General features: G+C 54.4%; 13 protein-coding genes. 4 read left to right on the plus strand and 9 right to left on the minus strand.

All coding sequences use genetic code 11. The annotated features are described in order from the left end of the window. Window positions 1-3: 3 nt before the first annotated feature. Window positions 4-3,027 carry an autotransporter outer membrane beta-barrel domain-containing protein gene (locus ACQG03_RS03435; protein WP_423739774.1) on the minus strand — a complete coding sequence of 1,008 codons (3,024 nt, stop codon included), beginning with the start codon at window positions 3,025-3,027 and terminating at the stop codon, window positions 4-6. A gap of 364 nt (window positions 3,028-3,391) precedes the next feature. On the opposite strand from ACQG03_RS03435, the gene kefF reads away from it, so the two are divergent. From kefF to folA, 3 genes are all read left to right on the plus strand, one after another. Then, window positions 3,392-3,922: a glutathione-regulated potassium-efflux system oxidoreductase KefF gene (gene kefF, locus ACQG03_RS03440; protein WP_023305423.1), complete on the plus strand. Its 531-nt coding sequence runs from the start codon at window positions 3,392-3,394 to the stop codon at window positions 3,920-3,922. Beyond that, the gene (gene kefC / locus ACQG03_RS03445) at window positions 3,915-5,780 is read left to right on the plus strand and encodes a glutathione-regulated potassium-efflux system protein KefC (RefSeq protein WP_063163146.1); all 1,866 of its coding nucleotides are present in this window, start codon (window positions 3,915-3,917) and stop codon (window positions 5,778-5,780) included. The genes kefF and kefC overlap by 8 nt, the downstream gene beginning before the upstream one ends. Before the next feature lie 114 nt (window positions 5,781-5,894). Beyond that, entirely contained in the window at window positions 5,895-6,374 is a 480-nt protein-coding gene (gene folA / locus ACQG03_RS03450; protein WP_003856431.1) for a type 3 dihydrofolate reductase, read from the plus strand. A gap of 39 nt (window positions 6,375-6,413) precedes the next feature. On the opposite strand, the gene apaH is transcribed toward folA, so the two are convergent. Genes apaH through lptD form a run of 6 tightly spaced genes read right to left on the minus strand, consistent with a single transcriptional unit; the run spans window position 6,414 to window position 13,158 of the window. Continuing rightward, window positions 6,414-7,262, minus strand: a complete 849-nt coding sequence (apaH, locus tag ACQG03_RS03455; protein WP_022647017.1) for a bis(5'-nucleosyl)-tetraphosphatase (symmetrical) ApaH — start codon at window positions 7,260-7,262, stop codon at window positions 6,414-6,416. Window positions 7,263-7,266: 4 nt separating this feature from the next. Beyond that, on the minus strand, window positions 7,267-7,644 hold the full coding sequence (apaG, locus tag ACQG03_RS03460; protein ID WP_003856425.1) for a Co2+/Mg2+ efflux protein ApaG: 378 nt from the start codon (window positions 7,642-7,644) through the stop codon (window positions 7,267-7,269). Between the two features lie 3 nt (window positions 7,645-7,647). After that, entirely contained in the window at window positions 7,648-8,469 is an 822-nt protein-coding gene (gene rsmA / locus ACQG03_RS03465) for a 16S rRNA (adenine(1518)-N(6)/adenine(1519)-N(6))-dimethyltransferase RsmA (RefSeq protein WP_003856423.1), read from the minus strand. Next, entirely contained in the window at window positions 8,466-9,452 is a 987-nt protein-coding gene (gene pdxA, locus ACQG03_RS03470; protein WP_022647019.1) for a 4-hydroxythreonine-4-phosphate dehydrogenase PdxA, read from the minus strand. Before pdxA ends, rsmA begins: the two co-directional genes overlap by 4 nt. After that, window positions 9,452-10,738 (minus strand): peptidylprolyl isomerase SurA, encoded by a 1,287-nt coding sequence (gene surA, locus ACQG03_RS03475; protein WP_063163145.1) that lies wholly within the window; start codon window positions 10,736-10,738, stop codon window positions 9,452-9,454. Before surA ends, pdxA begins: the two co-directional genes overlap by 1 nt. Before the next feature lie 53 nt (window positions 10,739-10,791). Continuing rightward, window positions 10,792-13,158, minus strand: a complete 2,367-nt coding sequence (gene lptD, locus ACQG03_RS03480) for an LPS assembly protein LptD (RefSeq protein WP_063163144.1) — start codon at window positions 13,156-13,158, stop codon at window positions 10,792-10,794. 239 nt (window positions 13,159-13,397) lie between these two features. Here lptD and djlA point away from each other — a divergent pair, with 239 nt between their 5' ends. Further along, window positions 13,398-14,213 carry a co-chaperone DjlA gene (gene djlA / locus ACQG03_RS03485; protein WP_023299305.1) on the plus strand — a complete coding sequence of 272 codons (816 nt, stop codon included), beginning with the start codon at window positions 13,398-13,400 and terminating at the stop codon, window positions 14,211-14,213. 31 nt (window positions 14,214-14,244) lie between these two features. On the opposite strand, the gene rluA is transcribed toward djlA, so the two are convergent. Continuing rightward, on the minus strand, window positions 14,245-14,904 hold the full coding sequence (gene rluA, locus ACQG03_RS03490) for a bifunctional tRNA pseudouridine(32) synthase/23S rRNA pseudouridine(746) synthase RluA (RefSeq protein WP_045308054.1): 660 nt from the start codon (window positions 14,902-14,904) through the stop codon (window positions 14,245-14,247). A gap of 12 nt (window positions 14,905-14,916) precedes the next feature. Then, on the minus strand, window positions 14,917-17,823 hold the full coding sequence (rapA, locus tag ACQG03_RS03495; RefSeq protein WP_023299306.1) for an RNA polymerase-associated protein RapA: 2,907 nt from the start codon (window positions 17,821-17,823) through the stop codon (window positions 14,917-14,919). Window positions 17,824-17,848: the final 25 nt, after the last annotated feature.

Genomic DNA, 17,848 nt, shown 5'->3' on the forward strand with positions numbered 1-17,848 from the left:
CGATTACCAGCGATGGTTTAACAAAATATGACCGCCGTAAGCGGCATAGCTGTTTTCACCCCACTCACCGCTGGCACGCAGGGAGATCGTTGTGGTTTCGTTCAGGTTGCCGGTTACGCCCAGCTCTAACTGACCACGATCTTCTGGCGTATCGTTGCTGACGGTTTCGTCATTGAATGCCAGATCGTTTTGACCAGCACCTTTCAACCAGTTAACTGCGACGTATGGCTGCCAGGCCTTGACGTCCTTCTGCTGGAAGTAGCTTGCTTTAACGCCAAGACGACCAAAGACGCTGTCATTGTCCAGCGTGGTTACGCGTACGCCGTCGCGATCGGTGTGATTTTCCTGATCGAGATAGCTGTAGATCACCTGCGCCTGTGGCTCAATCTTCCATGTACGTTCATTTTCAGACTGGATAACCCACGCGTGGCCGACTTCAACAGACGCGGCGAAACCTTTGCTATCGTAATCTTCATCGTTACGATTGCTGGTGACTTTGTTGTTGTACCAGCTATAAGCGGCCCAGGTATCAACGTAGCTGCCCAAACGTAATTTCTGATCTTCCTGCCAGGTGGCGTACAGCCCAACATTGAAGCCATCAACTTTACCCTGTGCGTCACGCACGTTGTGCTTCGCATCAGAGTGGGTCTTCGCCTGGCCTGCACCGAACATACCACCGGCACGCAGGATGCCGTTATCCATTGGCTTGCTCATGAAATCGCTGCCGACTTGCAGAACGGTGGTGGTGGTGTCGTAGCTGACTTTATCGCCACCCGCATCGTTCTCATGATAGCGACCCTTAACGTACATCCAGGTGTTCAGATCGTCTTCATTGCGGAAAGTGAGCTGGTCGCGATCGTCGCGCTTATGCAGGAACATGCTCTGCGCAGCAAGGTAGTTACCTAAGTAAGCACCCACTTCAGGTGCCATAACTTCCGGGGCACTGTTACCGCCGTTATCGGTGTTGCCGCCGTTATCGGTGTTGCCGCCGTTGTCAGTGTTGCCGCCGTTATCGGTGTTGCCACCGTTGTCAGTGTTGCCGCCGTTATCGGTGTTGCCGCCGTTGTCAGTGTTGCCGCCGTTGTCGGTGTTACCACCATCATCGGCGTTACCACCGTCATCTGTGTTACCACCGTCATCGGTGTTACCACCATTATCGGTGTTGCCACCGCCGTCGGTGTTACCGCCGTCATCATTATTGCCACCGTCATCGGTGTCGTCGGAAGGATCATCAGAAGGCGTCGCCTTTGATTCCAGATACCAGTTTCCGTCACTGTGCTGGTAGAGGTTATATTCCCAGGCGCCTGCGACGACCGGTTTTGCCAGCGTCAGCTGGGCTTCGGAACTGCCGCCAATGCTGACAATTTCCATACCGTTAATGGTTTGCGCGCCTGCGCCGCCAATGTTGGTAATGCTGACGCCGGACTGACCGAAGCTGCTGCCCGTAATGGTGAGGTGGTCAGTTGGTGAGTTATCTTCACCCAGAGTGCTGTTCATCACAATCTGGCTACCGTCAGAGCCGGTGTAGTCGCCATTAATCGTAAAATTATTGCCAACGCTATTATCAGCAGCACTCAGCAACAGCGTGCCGCCATTAGCCACGTTGCCGTTGATGGTATCAACACCGGAAGCGCTGAGCGTGGAGTTACCCTGGACTGCATTCCATGCCGCCAGCGTACCGCCGCTAAGAATCGCGATGTTGTTGTTCACTTCGCCTGCGGTGGCAAAGGTCGCGCCGTTTTCAACGGTAACGGTGGCGTTACTGCCCTTGACGCCGAGCGTTGCTCCGGTGGAGACCAGCGTGGTGCCACCGTGCAGAACCGTATTCCCTGTATAGCTATTTTTGCCTGTCAGGGTCAGCGTGTTGGAATCAACTTTTTCGACGTTACCGCTACCGGTCATGTCGGTGGCGAAAGTGAAATCGCTACCCTGATTAAAAATGACGGTACCATTGTTGGTGAGCCCACCGCTAAGCGTCGCAGTTTTTTCGCCATCGCCCAGTTGCAGCGAGGCGTCTTTGGCCACCCGCGTATTACCGGTATTCGATACCGCACCCGACAGGGTTAACGCGCCAGTCTCTATCAGCAAGGAGTCGCCAGAGCCAATAATGTCGAGATCGCCCGACAGTGCCCAGCTTTCACCCTCCATTTTTACGCTGGCAAAACCGTCGCCTTCATTCAGACCCACGAAGTTACTGTCTTCCGTACCGGTGCCGATCAGAGTGAGAGTGTTTCCCATGGAATTGGTGGAAATAACGTCACCGATAAGAGTGGAACCCGTATCAAGTACCAGGGTGTTATTTTTATTGCTGGCGAACATAATAGCCGCAGTATCGCCACTAATCGTTCCGCTATTCGTAATATCTACTTTTGCCGTATCTTTTACATTAATGCCGTTCTGGGTTCCTTGTACGGTACCACTGTTTAATATCTTTGTATTGCCAGTGCCTAGTGTGATAGCGTCACCGCTTGTACCAATAATTGCACCACTGTTATTAATACCAATGCCAGTCTGAGAACTCAGGCCTGTTTTTCCTTTTATCACTCCAGTGCTGGTGTTGGTAATATTTACTGCTGAGGAGCTTTCACTGACATAAATGCCATTTTCCGCACCGATGATATTTCCATTGTTGTTGAAATCGCCGAGTAATGACTGAATATTCACAGCATTCGCTGTGGTGGAAGAAATGGTTGCACCACTGTCGTTGTTAATAACTACACGTTGCGCGCCAGTATTAATATCCAGGCCAGTTCCTGTACCGGAAATATTTCCTTTGTTAGTGACATTATCGATCGCAAACCCAGAGACCGATACCGCCGCTTCACTACCGGCGGAGGAGATTGTCACGTTTTTATTAATAATATATTCAGCATCGGCTGAGAAATCTTGAGGAACAGAAGTTGATTGGTCAATCGTTGCAGAAAACGCAACCGCAGGGGTGCATATCAACAAGGCAGGAAATATCTTTCCAAGAGTTTTGGTTGTATGATTTAATCTAAAGAAATTGTTGCTCATGTACACATCCATTTGAGTGAGAAGGAACATTAGATAACGTGCGTAAAACGTATTTAGTCCGTCTTAAAGCGTGAGCTTAAAACAAAAAAAAGCATAAAATTATTATTTTTTCAATAGGTTATGTACAGGTTGATTTATTAAATAATGACTTAAGTTTCGCTAAAAATATCTGTTGATAATATGAATGGCCATAACTATTTTGTAGGATGAATTTGTCTCGCGTATCGCTCTTCGTGTTTAGCGCCACTGTCGCTGGTAAGGTGGGATGGGTTGCCAATACTTGCGTTTTACTTTTAACCGTTAGATAGCCCCTTTAAGTCGGGGTGGTAACTGTCTACACTCAATGCTACAAGAAAAGTAAAAGACAGGCATATTCATGGTTCTGATAATTTATGCGCATCCCTATCCGCAACATTCGCATGCGAATAAACGGATGCTTGAGCAGGCAAGGACGCTCGAAAACGTTGAGATACGTTCCCTCTATCAACTCTATCCTGATTTCAGTATCGATGTCGCCGCCGAACAGGAGGCGCTCTCTCGTGCCGATCTGATCGTCTGGCAGCATCCGATGCAGTGGTACAGCACACCTCCGCTGCTGAAATTGTGGATCGACAAAGTCTTGTCGCACGGTTGGGCATACGGACATAACGGCAAAGCGCTTCAGGGAAAAAGCCTGATGTGGGCTGTAACCACCGGTGGGGGGGAAAGCCACTTTGAGATTGGCGCTTTCCCCGGATTTGACGTGCTGGCGCAGCCGCTCCAGGCTACCGCCCTTTACTGTGGCCTGAACTGGCTTCCGCCTTTTGCAATGCACTGTACCTTTGTCTGCGACGATGAAACCTTGCAGGCGCAGGCTCGTCACTACAAACAACGCTTACTCGAGTGGCAGGAGGGGCACAATGGATAGCCATACGATGATACAGGCGCTGATTTACCTCGGCGCGGCGGCATTAATTGTGCCCGTGGCGGTCCGTCTGGGGCTGGGCTCGGTGCTCGGCTATCTGATTGCCGGGTGTGTGATTGGCCCCTGGGGCTTTCGGCTGGTGACGGATGCCGAGTCAATCCTGCATTTTGCGGAAATCGGCGTGGTGCTGATGCTGTTTGTTATTGGCCTGGAATTGGATCCGCAGCGGCTGTGGAAACTGCGCGCCTCGGTGTTTGGCGGTGGCGCTTTGCAAATGCTGGCCTGCGGTCTGCTGTTGGGCGGGTTCTGCATTTTGCTGGGGATGGAGTGGAAAGTCGCAGAGCTGATCGGCATGACGCTGGCGCTCTCCTCGACGGCGATTGCCATGCAGGCAATGAACGAACGTAACCTGACGGTCTCGCAAATGGGGCGCAGCACCTTCTCCGTACTGCTGTTCCAGGATATTGCCGCCATCCCGCTGGTAGCGATGATCCCGCTGCTGGCAACCAGCGGCGCTTCAACGACGCTGGGGGCATTTGCCTTATCTGCGCTGAAGGTTGTCGGTGCGCTGGCGCTGGTAATTCTTCTGGGGCGCTACGTAACGCGTCCGTTGCTGCGCTTTGTGGCTCGCTCTGGCCTGCGCGAAGTATTCAGCGCCGTTGCGTTATTCCTGGTGTTTGGTTTTGGATTGCTGCTTGAAGAGGCTGGGCTGTCGATGGCGATGGGCGCTTTCCTCGCAGGGGTCTTACTGGCAAGCTCCGAATATCGTCACGCGCTGGAAAGCGATATCGAGCCGTTTAAAGGATTGCTGCTTGGGCTGTTTTTCATCGGCGTCGGGATGTCTATCGACTTCGGGACGCTGGTAACCCACCCGCTGCGCATCATCATTCTGCTGGTGGGTTTCCTGGTCATTAAAATGGCGATGCTGTGGCTGATTGCCCGACCGTTAAACGTGCCAAAACCGCAACGCCGCTGGTTTGCCGTGCTGTTGGGGCAGGGGAGTGAGTTTGCTTTCGTGGTCTTTGGCGCCGCGCAAATGGCAAATGTACTCGATCCGGAATGGGCAAAAGCGCTGACGCTGGTGGTCGCGCTGTCGATGGCCGCAACGCCAATTCTGCTGGTGCTGCTGACGCGTCTGGAAAAAACGGGAAGCGAACAGGAGCGAGAAGCCGATGAGATCGACGAGGAGCAGCCTCGCGTGATCATCGCCGGATTTGGCCGCTTCGGGCAGATCGCCGGCCGTTTACTGCTCTCCAGCGGTGTGAAAATGGTTATCCTCGATCACGATCCTGACCATGTTGATACGCTGCGTAAATTCGATATGAAAGTGTTTTACGGTGATGCGACCCGGGCGGACCTGCTGGAATCCGCCGGGGCGGCGAAAGCCGAGGTGCTGATTAACGCCATCGACGATCCTGAGACCAGCATGCAGATGGTTGAGCTGGTTAAAGAGCATTTTCCGCATCTGACCATTATCTCACGTGCGCGCGATGTGGATCACTACATCCAGCTGCGTCAGGCGGGGGTGGCAGCCCCTGAACGTGAAACCTTCGAAGGGGCGCTCAAATCTGGCCGCATGGCGCTGGAAAGTCTGGGGCTTGGTGCGTATGAAGCGCGTGAACGTGCCGATCTGTTCCGCCGCTTTAACCATGAGATGGTTGAAGAGATGGTGGCGATGGCGAGCAGTACGGCAACCGAACGCGCAGCGGTGTTTAAACGCACCAGCACCATGCTGACGGAAATCATCAACGAGGATCGTAATCACCTGTCGCTGGTTCAGCGCCACGGCTGGCAAGGGACGGAAGAGGGCAAGCATACCGGTGATCCTGCGGATGAACCTGAGAGTAAACCCTCTGCGTGAAGTGGAGTTGCCAGCAATATTAAAAAATTTCTAATTCTTTACCCTGCCGCCAGTCGACGAAAGATTAAGCTTTCCGTATAGTGGCGGCAATTTTTTGCATCCGGGAAATTTTCAATGATCAGTCTGATTGCAGCGCTGGCGGTAGACCGCGTTATCGGCATGGAAAACGCCATGCCGTGGAACCTGCCTGCCGATCTCGCATGGTTTAAACGTACTACGTTAAACAAGCCGGTAGTGATGGGCCGCCTGACCTGGGAGTCGATTGGTCGTCCATTGCCGGGTCGTAAGAATATTGTGATCAGTAGCCAGCCGGGCACTGACGATCGCGTGCAGTGGGTGAAATCCGTTGATGAAGCGATTGCCGCCTGCGGCGATGCCGAAGAGATCATGGTGATCGGTGGTGGTCGCGTGTATGAGCAGTTCCTGCCAAAAGCGCAGAAACTGTATCTGACGCACATTGATGCGGAAGTGGAAGGGGATACCCATTTTCCGGATTACGATCCGGACGAGTGGGAGTCCGTATTCAGTGAGTTTCACGATGCGGATGCGCAGAACTCGCACAGCTACTGCTTCGAAATTCTGGAACGTCGTTAACGTTTTTATCCTCTCCCCAAAGGGAGAGGATAAAGATCTTCAGGAGGCGACCGCCTCTCCCTCGCCTAAATCCAGCTGTCGGTTGGATGGCTGGACAAAGTAGGTTTTATCTTCCCAGCGTAAGCAGGTTAAATCCCCGCCCCAGCAGCATCCGGTATCCAGCGCATAGATATTTTCCGGGGTGCCTTTTCCTTCCAGTGATGCCCAGTGCCCAAATACCACGCTATATTCGTTTGTCACGGGGCCCGGAATCGCAAACCATGGCTTAAGCGGCGCAGGGGCATTTTCCGGCGTATCTTTGCAATACATATCCAGCTGCCCGTTCGGGAAGCAGTAGCGCATCCGCGTAAAAGCATTGGTGATAAAACGTAGCCGCGCCAGGCCGCTGAGGTCATCACTCCAGTTATTCGGCATGTCGCCGTACATCGCATCGAGGAAGAACGGGTAGGAGTCGCTCGCCAGCACCGCTTCGGCGTCGCGCGCGCAGGTTTTTGCCGTCTCAAGATCCCACTGAGGCGTGATGCCGGCATGAGCCATCACCAGCTTTTTCTCTTCGTCAATCTGTAGCAGTGGCTGGCGACGCAGCCAGTTGAGCAACTCATCGGCATCCGGTGCTTCCAGCAGGGGGGTAATGCGATCTTTCGGCTTATTACGGCTGATCCCGGCGTATACGGCCAGCAGATGCAGATCGTGGTTGCCCAGTACCAGCCGCACGCTGTCGCCCAGAGATTTGACGTAACGCAGGACGTCAAGGGAGCCAGGGCCGCGCGCCACTAAATCGCCTGTAAGCCAGAGCGTGTCCTGCCCGGGAGTAAAATCGACCTGTTTTAATAATGCGATCAGTTCATCGTAGCAACCGTGAACGTCGCCAATCAGATATGTAGACATTAGATTAATGAATAAGTGTAGGTACGGCGAGACGGAACACAGGAATAGCAATGCGGAAAGCATTACCGTCGGCATCGACCATTTCGTAATGGCCTTGCATGGTACCCAGTGGCGTTTCAATGACCGCACCGCTGGTGTACTGATACTCTTCGCCAGGGGCGATATGGGGTTGTTCACCGACCACACCTTCACCCTGGACTTCAATTTCGCGGCCATTGCCGTTGGTGATAAGCCAGTAGCGCCCGAGCAGTTGCACAGGCATCCGCCCCAGATTGCGAATGGTTACGGTATAAGCAAAGACAAAACGTTCTTCATCCGGTGTGGATTGGGACTCAATGTAGACGCTTTGAACCTGAACACAGACGCGGGGCGAATCAATCATGGCTTAGCTCTCCTTCGGCGGCGCATTGTCGCTGATGTAATTAGCCAGCTTGCAGTACTGCTCTACGGAAATATTTTCCGCACGCATTGCCGGGTCGATGCCCAACTCAGCTAACACGTCAACGGTAAACAGATTGCCAAGGCTGTTACGAATCGTTTTACGGCGCTGGTTAAAGGCTTCTGTCGTGATACGGCTCAGCACGCGCAGGTCTTTGACCGGATACGGCATCGTTTTATGTGGCACCAGGCGCACAACCGCAGAATCCACTTTTGGTGGTGGCGTGAACGCGGAAGGCGGCACTTCTAATACCGGGATCACGTTGCAGTAATATTGCGCCATCACGCTTAAACGACCATACGCTTTACTGTTCGGCCCTGCAACCAGACGGTTAACGACCTCTTTTTGCAACATGAAGTGCATGTCGGCAATGGCATCAGTATAGCTAAACAGATGGAACATCAGCGGGGTGGAGATGTTGTACGGCAGGTTACCGAACACGCGCAGCGGCTGTCCCATTTTTTCTGACAGTTCGCCAAAGTTCATGGTCATCGCATCCTGCTGATAAATCGTCAGCTTCGGCCCGAGGAAAGGGTGCGTTTGCAGACGCGCGGCCAGATCGCGGTCGAGTTCGATAACGGTCAGTTCGTCAAGGCGTTCGCCTACCGGCTCGGTCAGCGCGGCAAGACCCGGGCCGATTTCGACCATGGCCTGGCCTTTCTGCGGATTAATGGCAGAAACGATACTGTCGATCACAAACTGATCGTTGAGGAAGTTTTGCCCGAAGCGTTTACGGGCTAAGTGGCCCTGATGGACTCGATTAGTCATTGAGTATTAACAATCATTTTGATGGCGAGATTAAGCGCCGTGATAAAACTGCCGACATCTGCTTTTCCCTGGCCTGCCAGATCCAGCGCAGTACCGTGGTCAACGGACGTTCGAATAAAGGGTAAGCCGAGGGTGATATTCACCCCGCGACCAAATCCCTGGTATTTTAGCACGGGCAGACCCTGATCGTGGTACATCGCGAGTACGGCATCGGCTTTATCCAGGTATTTGGGCTGGAAAAGGGTGTCGGCAGGCAGTGGCCCGCTGAGGTTCATCCCCTTCGCCCGCATCTCCTCAAGCACCGGAATGATGGTGTCGATCTCTTCAGTGCCCATATGTCCGCCCTCACCCGCGTGCGGATTCAGGCCGCAAACCAGCACATGCGGCTGCGGAATACCGAATTTGGTTTGCAGATCGTGATGCAAAATGCCAATGATCTCACGCAGGAGTTCAGGCGTAATGGCATCCGGAATGGCTTTGATCGGCAGGTGCGTTGTTACCAGCGCAACGCGCATTGCTTCGGTTGCCAGCATCATCACCACTTTCGGGCTGTGCGAACGCTCTTCGAAAAATTCGGTATGCCCGGTAAACGGAATGCCCGCGTCGTTGATTACGCCTTTATGCACCGGACCGGTGATCAGGGCTGCAAATTCGCCCTGAAGGCAACCGTCACAGGCGCGCGCCAGCGTCTCGACAACGTAGTGGCCGTTTTCGATGTGTAACTCACCGGGGACAACAGGTGCACGGAGCGGAACTGAAAGCAGGGTGAGAGTACCAGCCTGCTGCGGTGCGGGCTGTTGGCCTTCAACGTAAGGGAGGAGCGTTAAAGGCAGACCGAGCAAGGCTGCCCGGTCTTGTAACAGTGTTGCATCTGCGCAAACAACTAACTCTACCGGCCAGCTGCGCTGGGCGAGCTGAACCACAAGGTCAGGCCCAATCCCGGCGGGTTCGCCGGGAGTGATCACAACACGATGCGGTTTCATTAGTTGCTCAACACTTTCACGTAAGCGCTGGCGCGTTGTTCCTGCATCCAGGTTGCGGCTTCTTCAGAGAACTTACGGTTAAACAGCATGCGATACGCGCGGTCTTTCTGTGCCGCATCGGTTTTATCCACGTTGCGGGTGTCCATCAGCTGGATCAGATGCCAGCCGAAGGAGGAGTGCACTGGCGCGCTCATCTGACCCTTATTCAGCTTCATTAACGCATCGCGGAAAGCTGGATCGTAAATATCCGCTGCCGCCCAACCCAGGTCACCGCCCTGGTTTGCAGAGCCAGGATCCTGAGAGAACTCTTTTGCCGCTTTATCGAAGTTGGTTTTACCGCTCTTGATGTCTGCGGCGATCTGTTCCAGCTTCGCACGGGCCTGATCGTCAGTCATGATCGGAGACGGTTTGAGCAGGATATGGCGCGCATGCACTTCGGTAACCGAAATGTTCTGGCTCTGACCGCGCAGGTCGTTCACTTTCAGAATGTGGAAGCCCACACCGGAACGGATTGGACCGACGATGTCGCCTTTCTTCGCCGTGCTCAGCGCCTGGGCAAACAGGGATGGCAGCTCCTGAATACGGCCCCAGCCCATCTGGCCGCCTTTCAGCGCCTGCTGGTCAGCAGAGTAGGTGATCGCCAGTTTGCCGAAGTCATCGCCATTACGCGCCTGCTCAACGATAGCGCGCGCCTGACTTTCCGCCTCAGCCGCCTGATCGGAGGTTGGGTTTTCCGGCAGTGGGATCAGTATGTGGCTCAGGTTAAGTTCAGTGCTGGCATCATTCTGATTACCCACCTGTTTCGCCAGGGCATCCACTTCCTGAGGCAGGATGGTGACGCGGCGACGGACTTCATTGTTACGCACTTCTGAAATCAGCATCTCTTTACGGATCTGATTACGGTAGGTGGCATAGCTGATGCCGTCATAGGCCAGGCGGCTACGCATCTGGTCCGGGGTAATGTTGTTCTGCTTTGCAATGTTAGCGATCGCCTGATCGAGCTGCTCGTCAGAGATCTTCACACCCATTTTCTGGCCCATTTGCAGGACAATCTGATCCATGATCAGACGTTCCAGGATCTGGTGGCGCAGCGTAGCGTCATCCGGAAGTTGTTGACCTGCCTGGCCCGAGTTGAGCTTTACAGATTTCATCAAACCGTCAACGTCACTTTCAAGCACGACGCCGTTGTTAACCACGGCCGCGACTTTATCGACAACCTGTGGGGCCGCGAAGCTGGTATTCGCAACCATAGCGACACCGAGTAGCAGCGTTTTCCAGTTCTTCATACTTTTTCCATTTCAATTAACCGCAAAGCGGATTACGTTGTAAATCAAGCACATTACAAGGAACTGCGATATGGCAGAATGTTCGAGCGCAGCATCTGCTGCGTGCCCAGACCGTAGTTAGAACTCAGGCCGCGCAGCTCGATGTTAAAGCCAATCACGTTATCGTATTTGCCCTGACTGTTTTGTGTATCCCAGCCGTTAAGTTTGCGTTCGTAACCGACACGTACTGCGTAACAGCAGGAGTTATATTGCAGACCTAACATCTGGTCAGCAGGTTTTTGGGCATTCGTGTCATAATAGTAGGCTCCGACGATTGACCAACGATCGGCAATCGGCCAGCTCGCGGCGGTACCTACCTGTGAAATACCTTCCTTATACTGAGGCGCATTCCAGGTTGTATCTCTACTGTTTTTAGGTAATGTCGCCTGGATATACTCTGGGCTGGCGTAACGATACGTCAACTGAATCATACGATCTTCATCACGACGGTACTCGATAGCGGCACTGCTCGTCGCGATATTGTCCAGTCGTGTATCGTACTGAACACCACCGCGCAGACCCCAACGATCCGTCATACGCCAGTAGGTGTCGCCCGCCCATACCAGTGAGCCCGTTTTGTTGTCTTTCTCCCAGTTAATGTCGTCATCACCGGTACGAGACTCGGTGAAATAGTAGATTTGACCAACAGAAACGTTAAAACGTTCAACGGCAGCATCATCATAAATGCGCGTTGTGACGCCGGTCGTTAACTGGTTAGCAGACGCAATACGGTCAAGGCCGCCGTAGGTACGATCGCGGAACAGGCCGCTGTAGTCTGATTGCAGGAAGGACGAGTCGTAGTTTTGAATTTTGCTCTGATCGCGATAAGGCACGTACAGGTACTGCATGCGCGGCTCAAGCGTCTGGGTGTATCCGTCCGCGAGAAGGCCCATATCACGTTCGAAGATCAGCTTACCGTCCATCTTGAATTGCGGAAGCGTACGGTTTACCGATTCTTCAAGATCGGTGCCATAGCGATTGTTATACCAGTCCAGGTTTTTCTGCTGGTAATGGGTTGCCATCAGCTTGGCTTCGGTATTCAGGCTCGCCCAGTTGTTTGACCATGGCAGGTTGATCGTCGGCTCAATATGCAGACGCGTTGATTCCGGCATATCCGAGTTGGTGTTGACGAAGTGCACCGCCTGAGCGTAAACGCGCGTGTCGAAAGGCCCGACGTCGTTCTGGTACCAGTTCACGTCCAGCTGCGGCTCGGCACCATAGGTGCTGTTTGTTTGCGTATCAAACACCTGGAACTGCTTGGTCGACACCGTTGCGTCAAAATTCTGAATGGCGTAGCCCACGCTGAATTTCTGCGTGGCGTATCCATCAGTACTGGAACCGTATTTAGAGTCAAAGTCGTTGAAGTAATACGGATCGCTGACTTTGGTGTAGTCAATGTTGAAGCGCCACACCTGATTCAGCACCCCGGCGTGCTGCCAGTAATACATCCAGCGGTGTTTATCGCCTTCGGTTGGGTGCTCGTCCTGGAACACTTTATCGGATGGCAGATAATCGAACTCCATCAGACCCGCGCCCGCTTTGGTCAGATAGCGGAACTCGTTCTCCCACATGATATTGCCGCGCTTGTGGATATAGTGCGGCGTGATCGTGGCGTCCATGTTGGGCGCGATGTTCCAGTAGTACGGCAGGTAGAACTCAAAGTAGTTCGACGTGCTGTACTTGGCGTTCGGGATCAGGAAGCCTGAACGACGTTTGTCACCCACAGGCAGTTGCAGGTAAGGACTATAGAAAATGGGCACCGGGCCGAGTTTAAAACGGGCGTTCCAGATCTCTGCAACCTGTTCTTCACGGTCGTGGATCACTTCGCTGCCCACAACGCTCCAGGTATTTGACCCTGGCAAACAGGACGTAAACGAGCCGTTTTCGAGAATGGTGTAGCGGTTCTCGCCGCGCTGCTTCATCAGGTCTGCGGTACCGCGCCCCTGACGACCGACCATCTGATAATCACCTTCCCAGACGTTGGTGTCTTTGGTATTCAGATTCGACCAGGCTTTCGGACCTTTCAGGATGACCTGATTGTCGTCATAGTGCACATTACCCAGCGCATCCACCGTACGGACAGGCGCCTGAGCACCTTCCGGCTGCTTCTGGTGCAATTGCACTTCGTCAGCCAGCAGACGGCTGTTTCCCTGGTTAATATCGACATTGCCCGTAAAGGTTGCATTGTCAGGATAATTACCTTTTGCGCTGTCGGCATTAATGGTGACGGGTAAGTCATTCGTATCGCCTTTCACCAGTGGGCGATTGTAACTTGGGACGCCAAGCATACACTGCGAGGCGAGATCGGCTGCGAGCCCCTGTTGGCTATACAGGGCGGTGCCAATCATTGTGGCCAGAAGGGTGGGGATACGTTTTTTCATACGTTGTATTTTATTGTTCCGTCATCAGTGGCTACGGCTTACAAACGCTCAGAGACTATCTTACTCATCAGCGCAGTACCAGCGTTAATCCTGCCCGTTTGCGCGCCAGAGTGTTAGGCTCGCTATCGAATGACGAGTATGATAATGCAAATTATAGGCGATGTCCCTCAATTGACCGTGGCGCGACCACTGTAATGATGGCGTTGCGTCGGCCAGGAACATGACCATTCGGGGAGTATATGCAGTATTGGGGTAAAATAATCGGCGTTGCATTCGCAATTATTATGGGTGCCGGATTCTGGGGTGTTGTTCTTGGCCTCATTATCGGCCATATGTTTGATAAAGCACGCAGCCGCAAAATGGCCTGGTTTGCCAACCAGCGCGAGCGCCAGTCACTCTTCTTTTCCACCACCTTCGAGGTGATGGGGCACTTAACCAAATCAAAAGGGCGCGTAACGGAAGCCGATATTCAGGTTGCCAGCGTCTTTATGGATCGCATGAATCTGCACGGCGAATCCCGCGTCGCGGCGCAGAATGCATTCCGGATTGGTAAAGCGGATAACTACCCGCTGCGTGAAAAAATGCGGCAGTTCCGTAGCATCTGCTTCGGGCGCTTTGATTTAATTCGGATGTTTCTGGAAATTCAAATCCAGGCCGCCTTCGCGGATGGCTCTCTGCATCCGAATGAACGGGACGTCCTGTATGTAATTGCTGAAGAGCTGGGCATTTCCCGCATGCAGTTCGATCAGTTCCTGCGCATGATGCAGGGCGGCGCGCACTTTGGCGGCGGTTATCAACAGCAATCGTCCGGTGGCGGCTGGCAGCAGGCGCAGCGTGGTCCTACGCTTGAAGATGCCTGTAATGTCCTCGGCGTGAAGCCCTCTGACGATGTCACGACCATCAAACGCGCCTATCGTAAGCTGATGAGCGAGCACCATCCGGATAAGCTGGTGGCGAAAGGCCTGCCGCCTGAGATGATGGAGATGGCGAAACAGAAAGCGCAGGAAATCCAGAAAGCCTACGAGCTGATTAAAGAGCAGAAAGGTTTTAAATAAAAAAATGGCCCGACAGTGTCGGGCCATTTTTTCAGAAGTCCAGCGGGGCTTTGAACGTCATGGCGTTGCCGAAAGCAGGGTGGGTGATGGTGAGCGTCTGCGCATGCAGTTGCAGGCGCGGCGCTAACGCCAGCGCTTCCGGCGGCGCATAGAACCTGTCCCCCAGAATGGGGTGACCCATCGCAAGCATATGCACACGCAGCTGATGGGAGCGCCCGGTAATCGGCTTCAGCAGGACGCGCGCGGTATTATCCGGCGCGTACTCCAGCACTTCATACTCGGTCTGCGCAGCCTTGCCGGTTTCATAACACACCTTCTGCTTTGGCCGGTTCGGCCAGTCGCAAATCAGCGGTAAATCCACCAGCCCTTCCGCCTGCGCCGGATGGCCCCACACGCGGGCGACATACTGCTTCTTCGGCTCGCGCTCGCGGAACTGACGCTTCAGCTCACGTTCTGCCGCCTTATTAAGAGCCACCACAATCACGCCGCTGGTCGCCATATCCAGACGATGGACAGACTCGGCCTGGGGATAATCGCGCTGGATACGCGTCATCACGCTGTCTTTATGCTCTTCCAGACGCCCCGGCACGGACAACAGACCGCTCGGCTTGTTAACCACCATAATGTGCTCGTCCTGATACAGAATGACCAGCCACGGATCCATCGGGGGATTGTAGGGCTCCATTACCATTTTGCGCTCCGCTTACTGATGCGTCACAACGATAAGACGCAGGGCGTCGAGACGCCATCCCGCCTGATTCAGACTTTCCAGCACCTGCTGGCGGTTGCTCTCAATTGCGGCCAGCTCATCGTCACGAATGTTCGGGTTCACCGCTTTCAACGCTTCCAGACGCGACAGCTCGGCAGAAAGCTTCTCATCGGCTTCGCTGCGCGCCGCATCAATCAGCACTCTGGCCGCTTTTTCGGCCTGGGTTTCACCCAGTTGCAGAATGGCATGCACGTCCTGTTGCACCGCATTCACCAGCTTGCTGCCGGTATGGCGGTTCACCGCGCTCAACTGACGGTTGAAGCTTTCAAACTCCACCTGGCCGGCCAGATTCGTACCGTTTTTATCCAGCAGCAGACGCACCGGCGTTGGCGGGAGGAAGCGGTTAAGCTGAAGCTGTTTCGGCGCCTGCGCTTCCACAACGTAGATCAGCTCCACCAGCAGCGTGCCCACAGGCAAGGCTTTGTTCTTCAACAGGGAAATGGTGCTGCTGCCGGTATCGCCGGAGAGGATCAGATCCAGACCGTTGCGGATCAGCGGGTGCTCCCAGGTAATGAACTGTGCGTCTTCGCGGGACAGCGCCACATCACGCTCAAAGGTGATAGTGCAGCCGTCTTCCGGCAGGCCCGGGAAATCCGGCACCAGCATATGATCGGACGGGGTCAGCACGATCATGTTCTCGCCGCGATCGTCCTGGTTTATACCGACGATGTCGAACAGATTCATGGAGAAGCTGATCAGGCTGGTGTCGTCGTCCTGCTCTTCAATGCTTTCGGCCAGCTGCTGCGCTTTTTCACCGCCGTTGGAATGGATCTCCAGCAGGCGATCGCGACCCTGCTCCAGCTGCGCTTTCAGTGCGTCGTGCTTCTCACGGCAGGATTTAATCAGCTCATCAAAGCCCTCGCTATTTTCAGGCGCGGCCAGGTAACCGATCAGATCGCCATGGACCTGATCGTAAATGGTGCGGCCGGTCGGGCAGGTGTGTTCAAACGCGTCCAGCCCTTCGTGGTACCAGCGCACCAGCACGGACTGGGCGGTTTTCTCCAGATACGGCACGTGGATCTGAATATCGTGCGCCTGTCCGATACGATCCAGACGGCCGATACGCTGCTCCAGCAGATCCGGGTTAAACGGCAGATCGAACATCACCAGATTGCTGGCGAACTGGAAGTTACGGCCTTCAGAACCGATTTCAGAGCACAGCAGAACCTGCGCGCCGCTGTCCTCTTCACCAAACCAGGCTGCTGCACGATCGCGCTCAACTATGGACATGCCTTCGTGGAACACGGCGGCGCGAATGCCTTCGCGCTCACGCAGAACCTGCTCCAGCTGCAATGCGGTAGCGGCTTTGGCGCAGATCACCAGCACTTTCTGGGAACGGTGAGCGGTGAGGTAGCCCATCAACCACTCCACGCGCGGATCGAAGTTCCACCAGGTGCCGGTGTCGCCTTCGAATTCCTGATAAATCTGCTCCGGGTAGAGCATGTCGCGCGCGCGATCTTCCGCAGATTTACGGGTACCCATAATGCCGGAGACTTTAATCGCCGTCTGGTACTGGGTCGGCAGCGGCAGTTTGATGGTGTGCAGCTCGCGTTTCGGGAAGCCTTTCACGCCGTTACGGGTGTTACGGAACAGCACGCGGCTGGTACCGTGGCGATCCATCAGCATGTCGATCAGCTCTTTACGCGCGGATCCCGCATTATCGCTGTCGCTGTTCGCGGCCTGAAGCAGCGGCTCAATATCCTGCTCGCCAATCAGATCGCTGAGAGTGTTAAGCTCATCATTAGAGAGACGATTACCGGCCAGCAGCAGCGCGACGGCGTCCGCCACCGGGCGGTAGTTTTTCTGCTCTTCAACAAACTGCTCAAAATCGTGGAAACGGTTGGGATCGAGCAGACGCAGACGGGCGAAGTGGCTCTCAAGACCCAGCTGCTCCGGCGTGGCGGTCAGGAGCAGAACGCCCGGTACGCGCTCGGCAAGCTGCTCAATCGCCATGTATTCACGGCTTGGCGCGTCTTCGCTCCAGACGAGGTGGTGCGCTTCGTCGACGACCATCAGATCCCATTCAGCGTCGCACAGATGCTCCAGGCGCTGCTTGCTGCGGCGCACGAAGTCCAGGGAACAAATGACCAGCTGTTCGGTTTCAAACGGGTTGTCCGCGTCGTGCTGGGCTTCGGCATAGCGCTCATCGTCGAACAGGGAGAAGCGCAGGTTAAAGCGGCGCAGCATTTCAACCAGCCACTGATGTTGCAGCGTTTCTGGAACCACAATCAGCACGCGCTCGGCAGCGCCAGAGAGCAGCTGCTGGTGCAGGATCATGCCTGCTTCGATGGTTTTACCCAGGCCCACTTCGTCAGCCAGCAGCACGCGAGGCGCATGGCGACGGCCCACGTCATGGGCGATATTCAGCTGATGGGGAATAAGGCTGGTACGCTGACCGCGCAGGCCGCTCCACGGCATGCGGTACTGCTCACTCTGGAACTTACGCGCGCGGTAGCGCAGAGAGAAGCGATCCATTCGGTCGATTTGCCCGGCAAACAGACGGTCCTGTGGCTTGCTGAACACCAGTTTGCTGTCGAGCAGCACTTCACGCAGGATGACATTTGTCTCGTCGGTATCAAGACGCGTTCCGATGTAGGCGAGCAGTCCATTCTCTTCTTTTACGTCTTCAACCTTCAGTTGCCAGCCGTCATGGCTGGTCACGGTATCACCCGGATTGAACATTACGCGGGTAACAGGGGAGTCATTGCGAGCGTACAGGCGGTTTTCACCGGTAGCAGGGAAAAGGAGGGTAACCATGCGCGCATCGACGGCAACGACGGTTCCTAATCCAAGTTCGCTTTCTGTATCGCTGATCCAGCGTTGACCAAGTGTAAAAGGCATAGTTGTTCGGCTCTAATCTTTAATT

The sequence above is a fragment of the Enterobacter cloacae complex sp. 342H5 genome (assembly GCF_050030905.1).
Lineage (GTDB): Bacteria > Pseudomonadota > Gammaproteobacteria > Enterobacterales > Enterobacteriaceae > Enterobacter > Enterobacter intestinihominis.

Coding starts and splice junctions, on each gene's coding strand:
- ACQG03_RS03435 (WP_423739774.1), bottom strand. CDS start 3,027: ATGGATGTGTACATGAGCAACAATTTCTTTAGATTAAATCATACAACC.
- lptD (WP_063163144.1), bottom strand. CDS start 13,158: ATGAAAAAACGTATCCCCACCCTTCTGGCCACAATGATTGGCACCGCC.
- kefF (WP_023305423.1), top strand. CDS start 3,392: ATGGTTCTGATAATTTATGCGCATCCCTATCCGCAACATTCGCATGCG.
- rluA (WP_045308054.1), bottom strand. CDS start 14,904: ATGGTAATGGAGCCCTACAATCCCCCGATGGATCCGTGGCTGGTCATT.
- apaH (WP_022647017.1), bottom strand. CDS start 7,262: ATGTCTACATATCTGATTGGCGACGTTCACGGTTGCTACGATGAACTG.
- rapA (WP_023299306.1), bottom strand. CDS start 17,823: ATGCCTTTTACACTTGGTCAACGCTGGATCAGCGATACAGAAAGCGAA.
- apaG (WP_003856425.1), bottom strand. CDS start 7,644: ATGATTGATTCGCCCCGCGTCTGTGTTCAGGTTCAAAGCGTCTACATT.
- rsmA (WP_003856423.1), bottom strand. CDS start 8,469: ATGACTAATCGAGTCCATCAGGGCCACTTAGCCCGTAAACGCTTCGGG.
- kefC (WP_063163146.1), top strand. CDS start 3,915: ATGGATAGCCATACGATGATACAGGCGCTGATTTACCTCGGCGCGGCG.
- surA (WP_063163145.1), bottom strand. CDS start 10,738: ATGAAGAACTGGAAAACGCTGCTACTCGGTGTCGCTATGGTTGCGAAT.
- djlA (WP_023299305.1), top strand. CDS start 13,398: ATGCAGTATTGGGGTAAAATAATCGGCGTTGCATTCGCAATTATTATG.
- pdxA (WP_022647019.1), bottom strand. CDS start 9,452: ATGAAACCGCATCGTGTTGTGATCACTCCCGGCGAACCCGCCGGGATT.
- folA (WP_003856431.1), top strand. CDS start 5,895: ATGATCAGTCTGATTGCAGCGCTGGCGGTAGACCGCGTTATCGGCATG.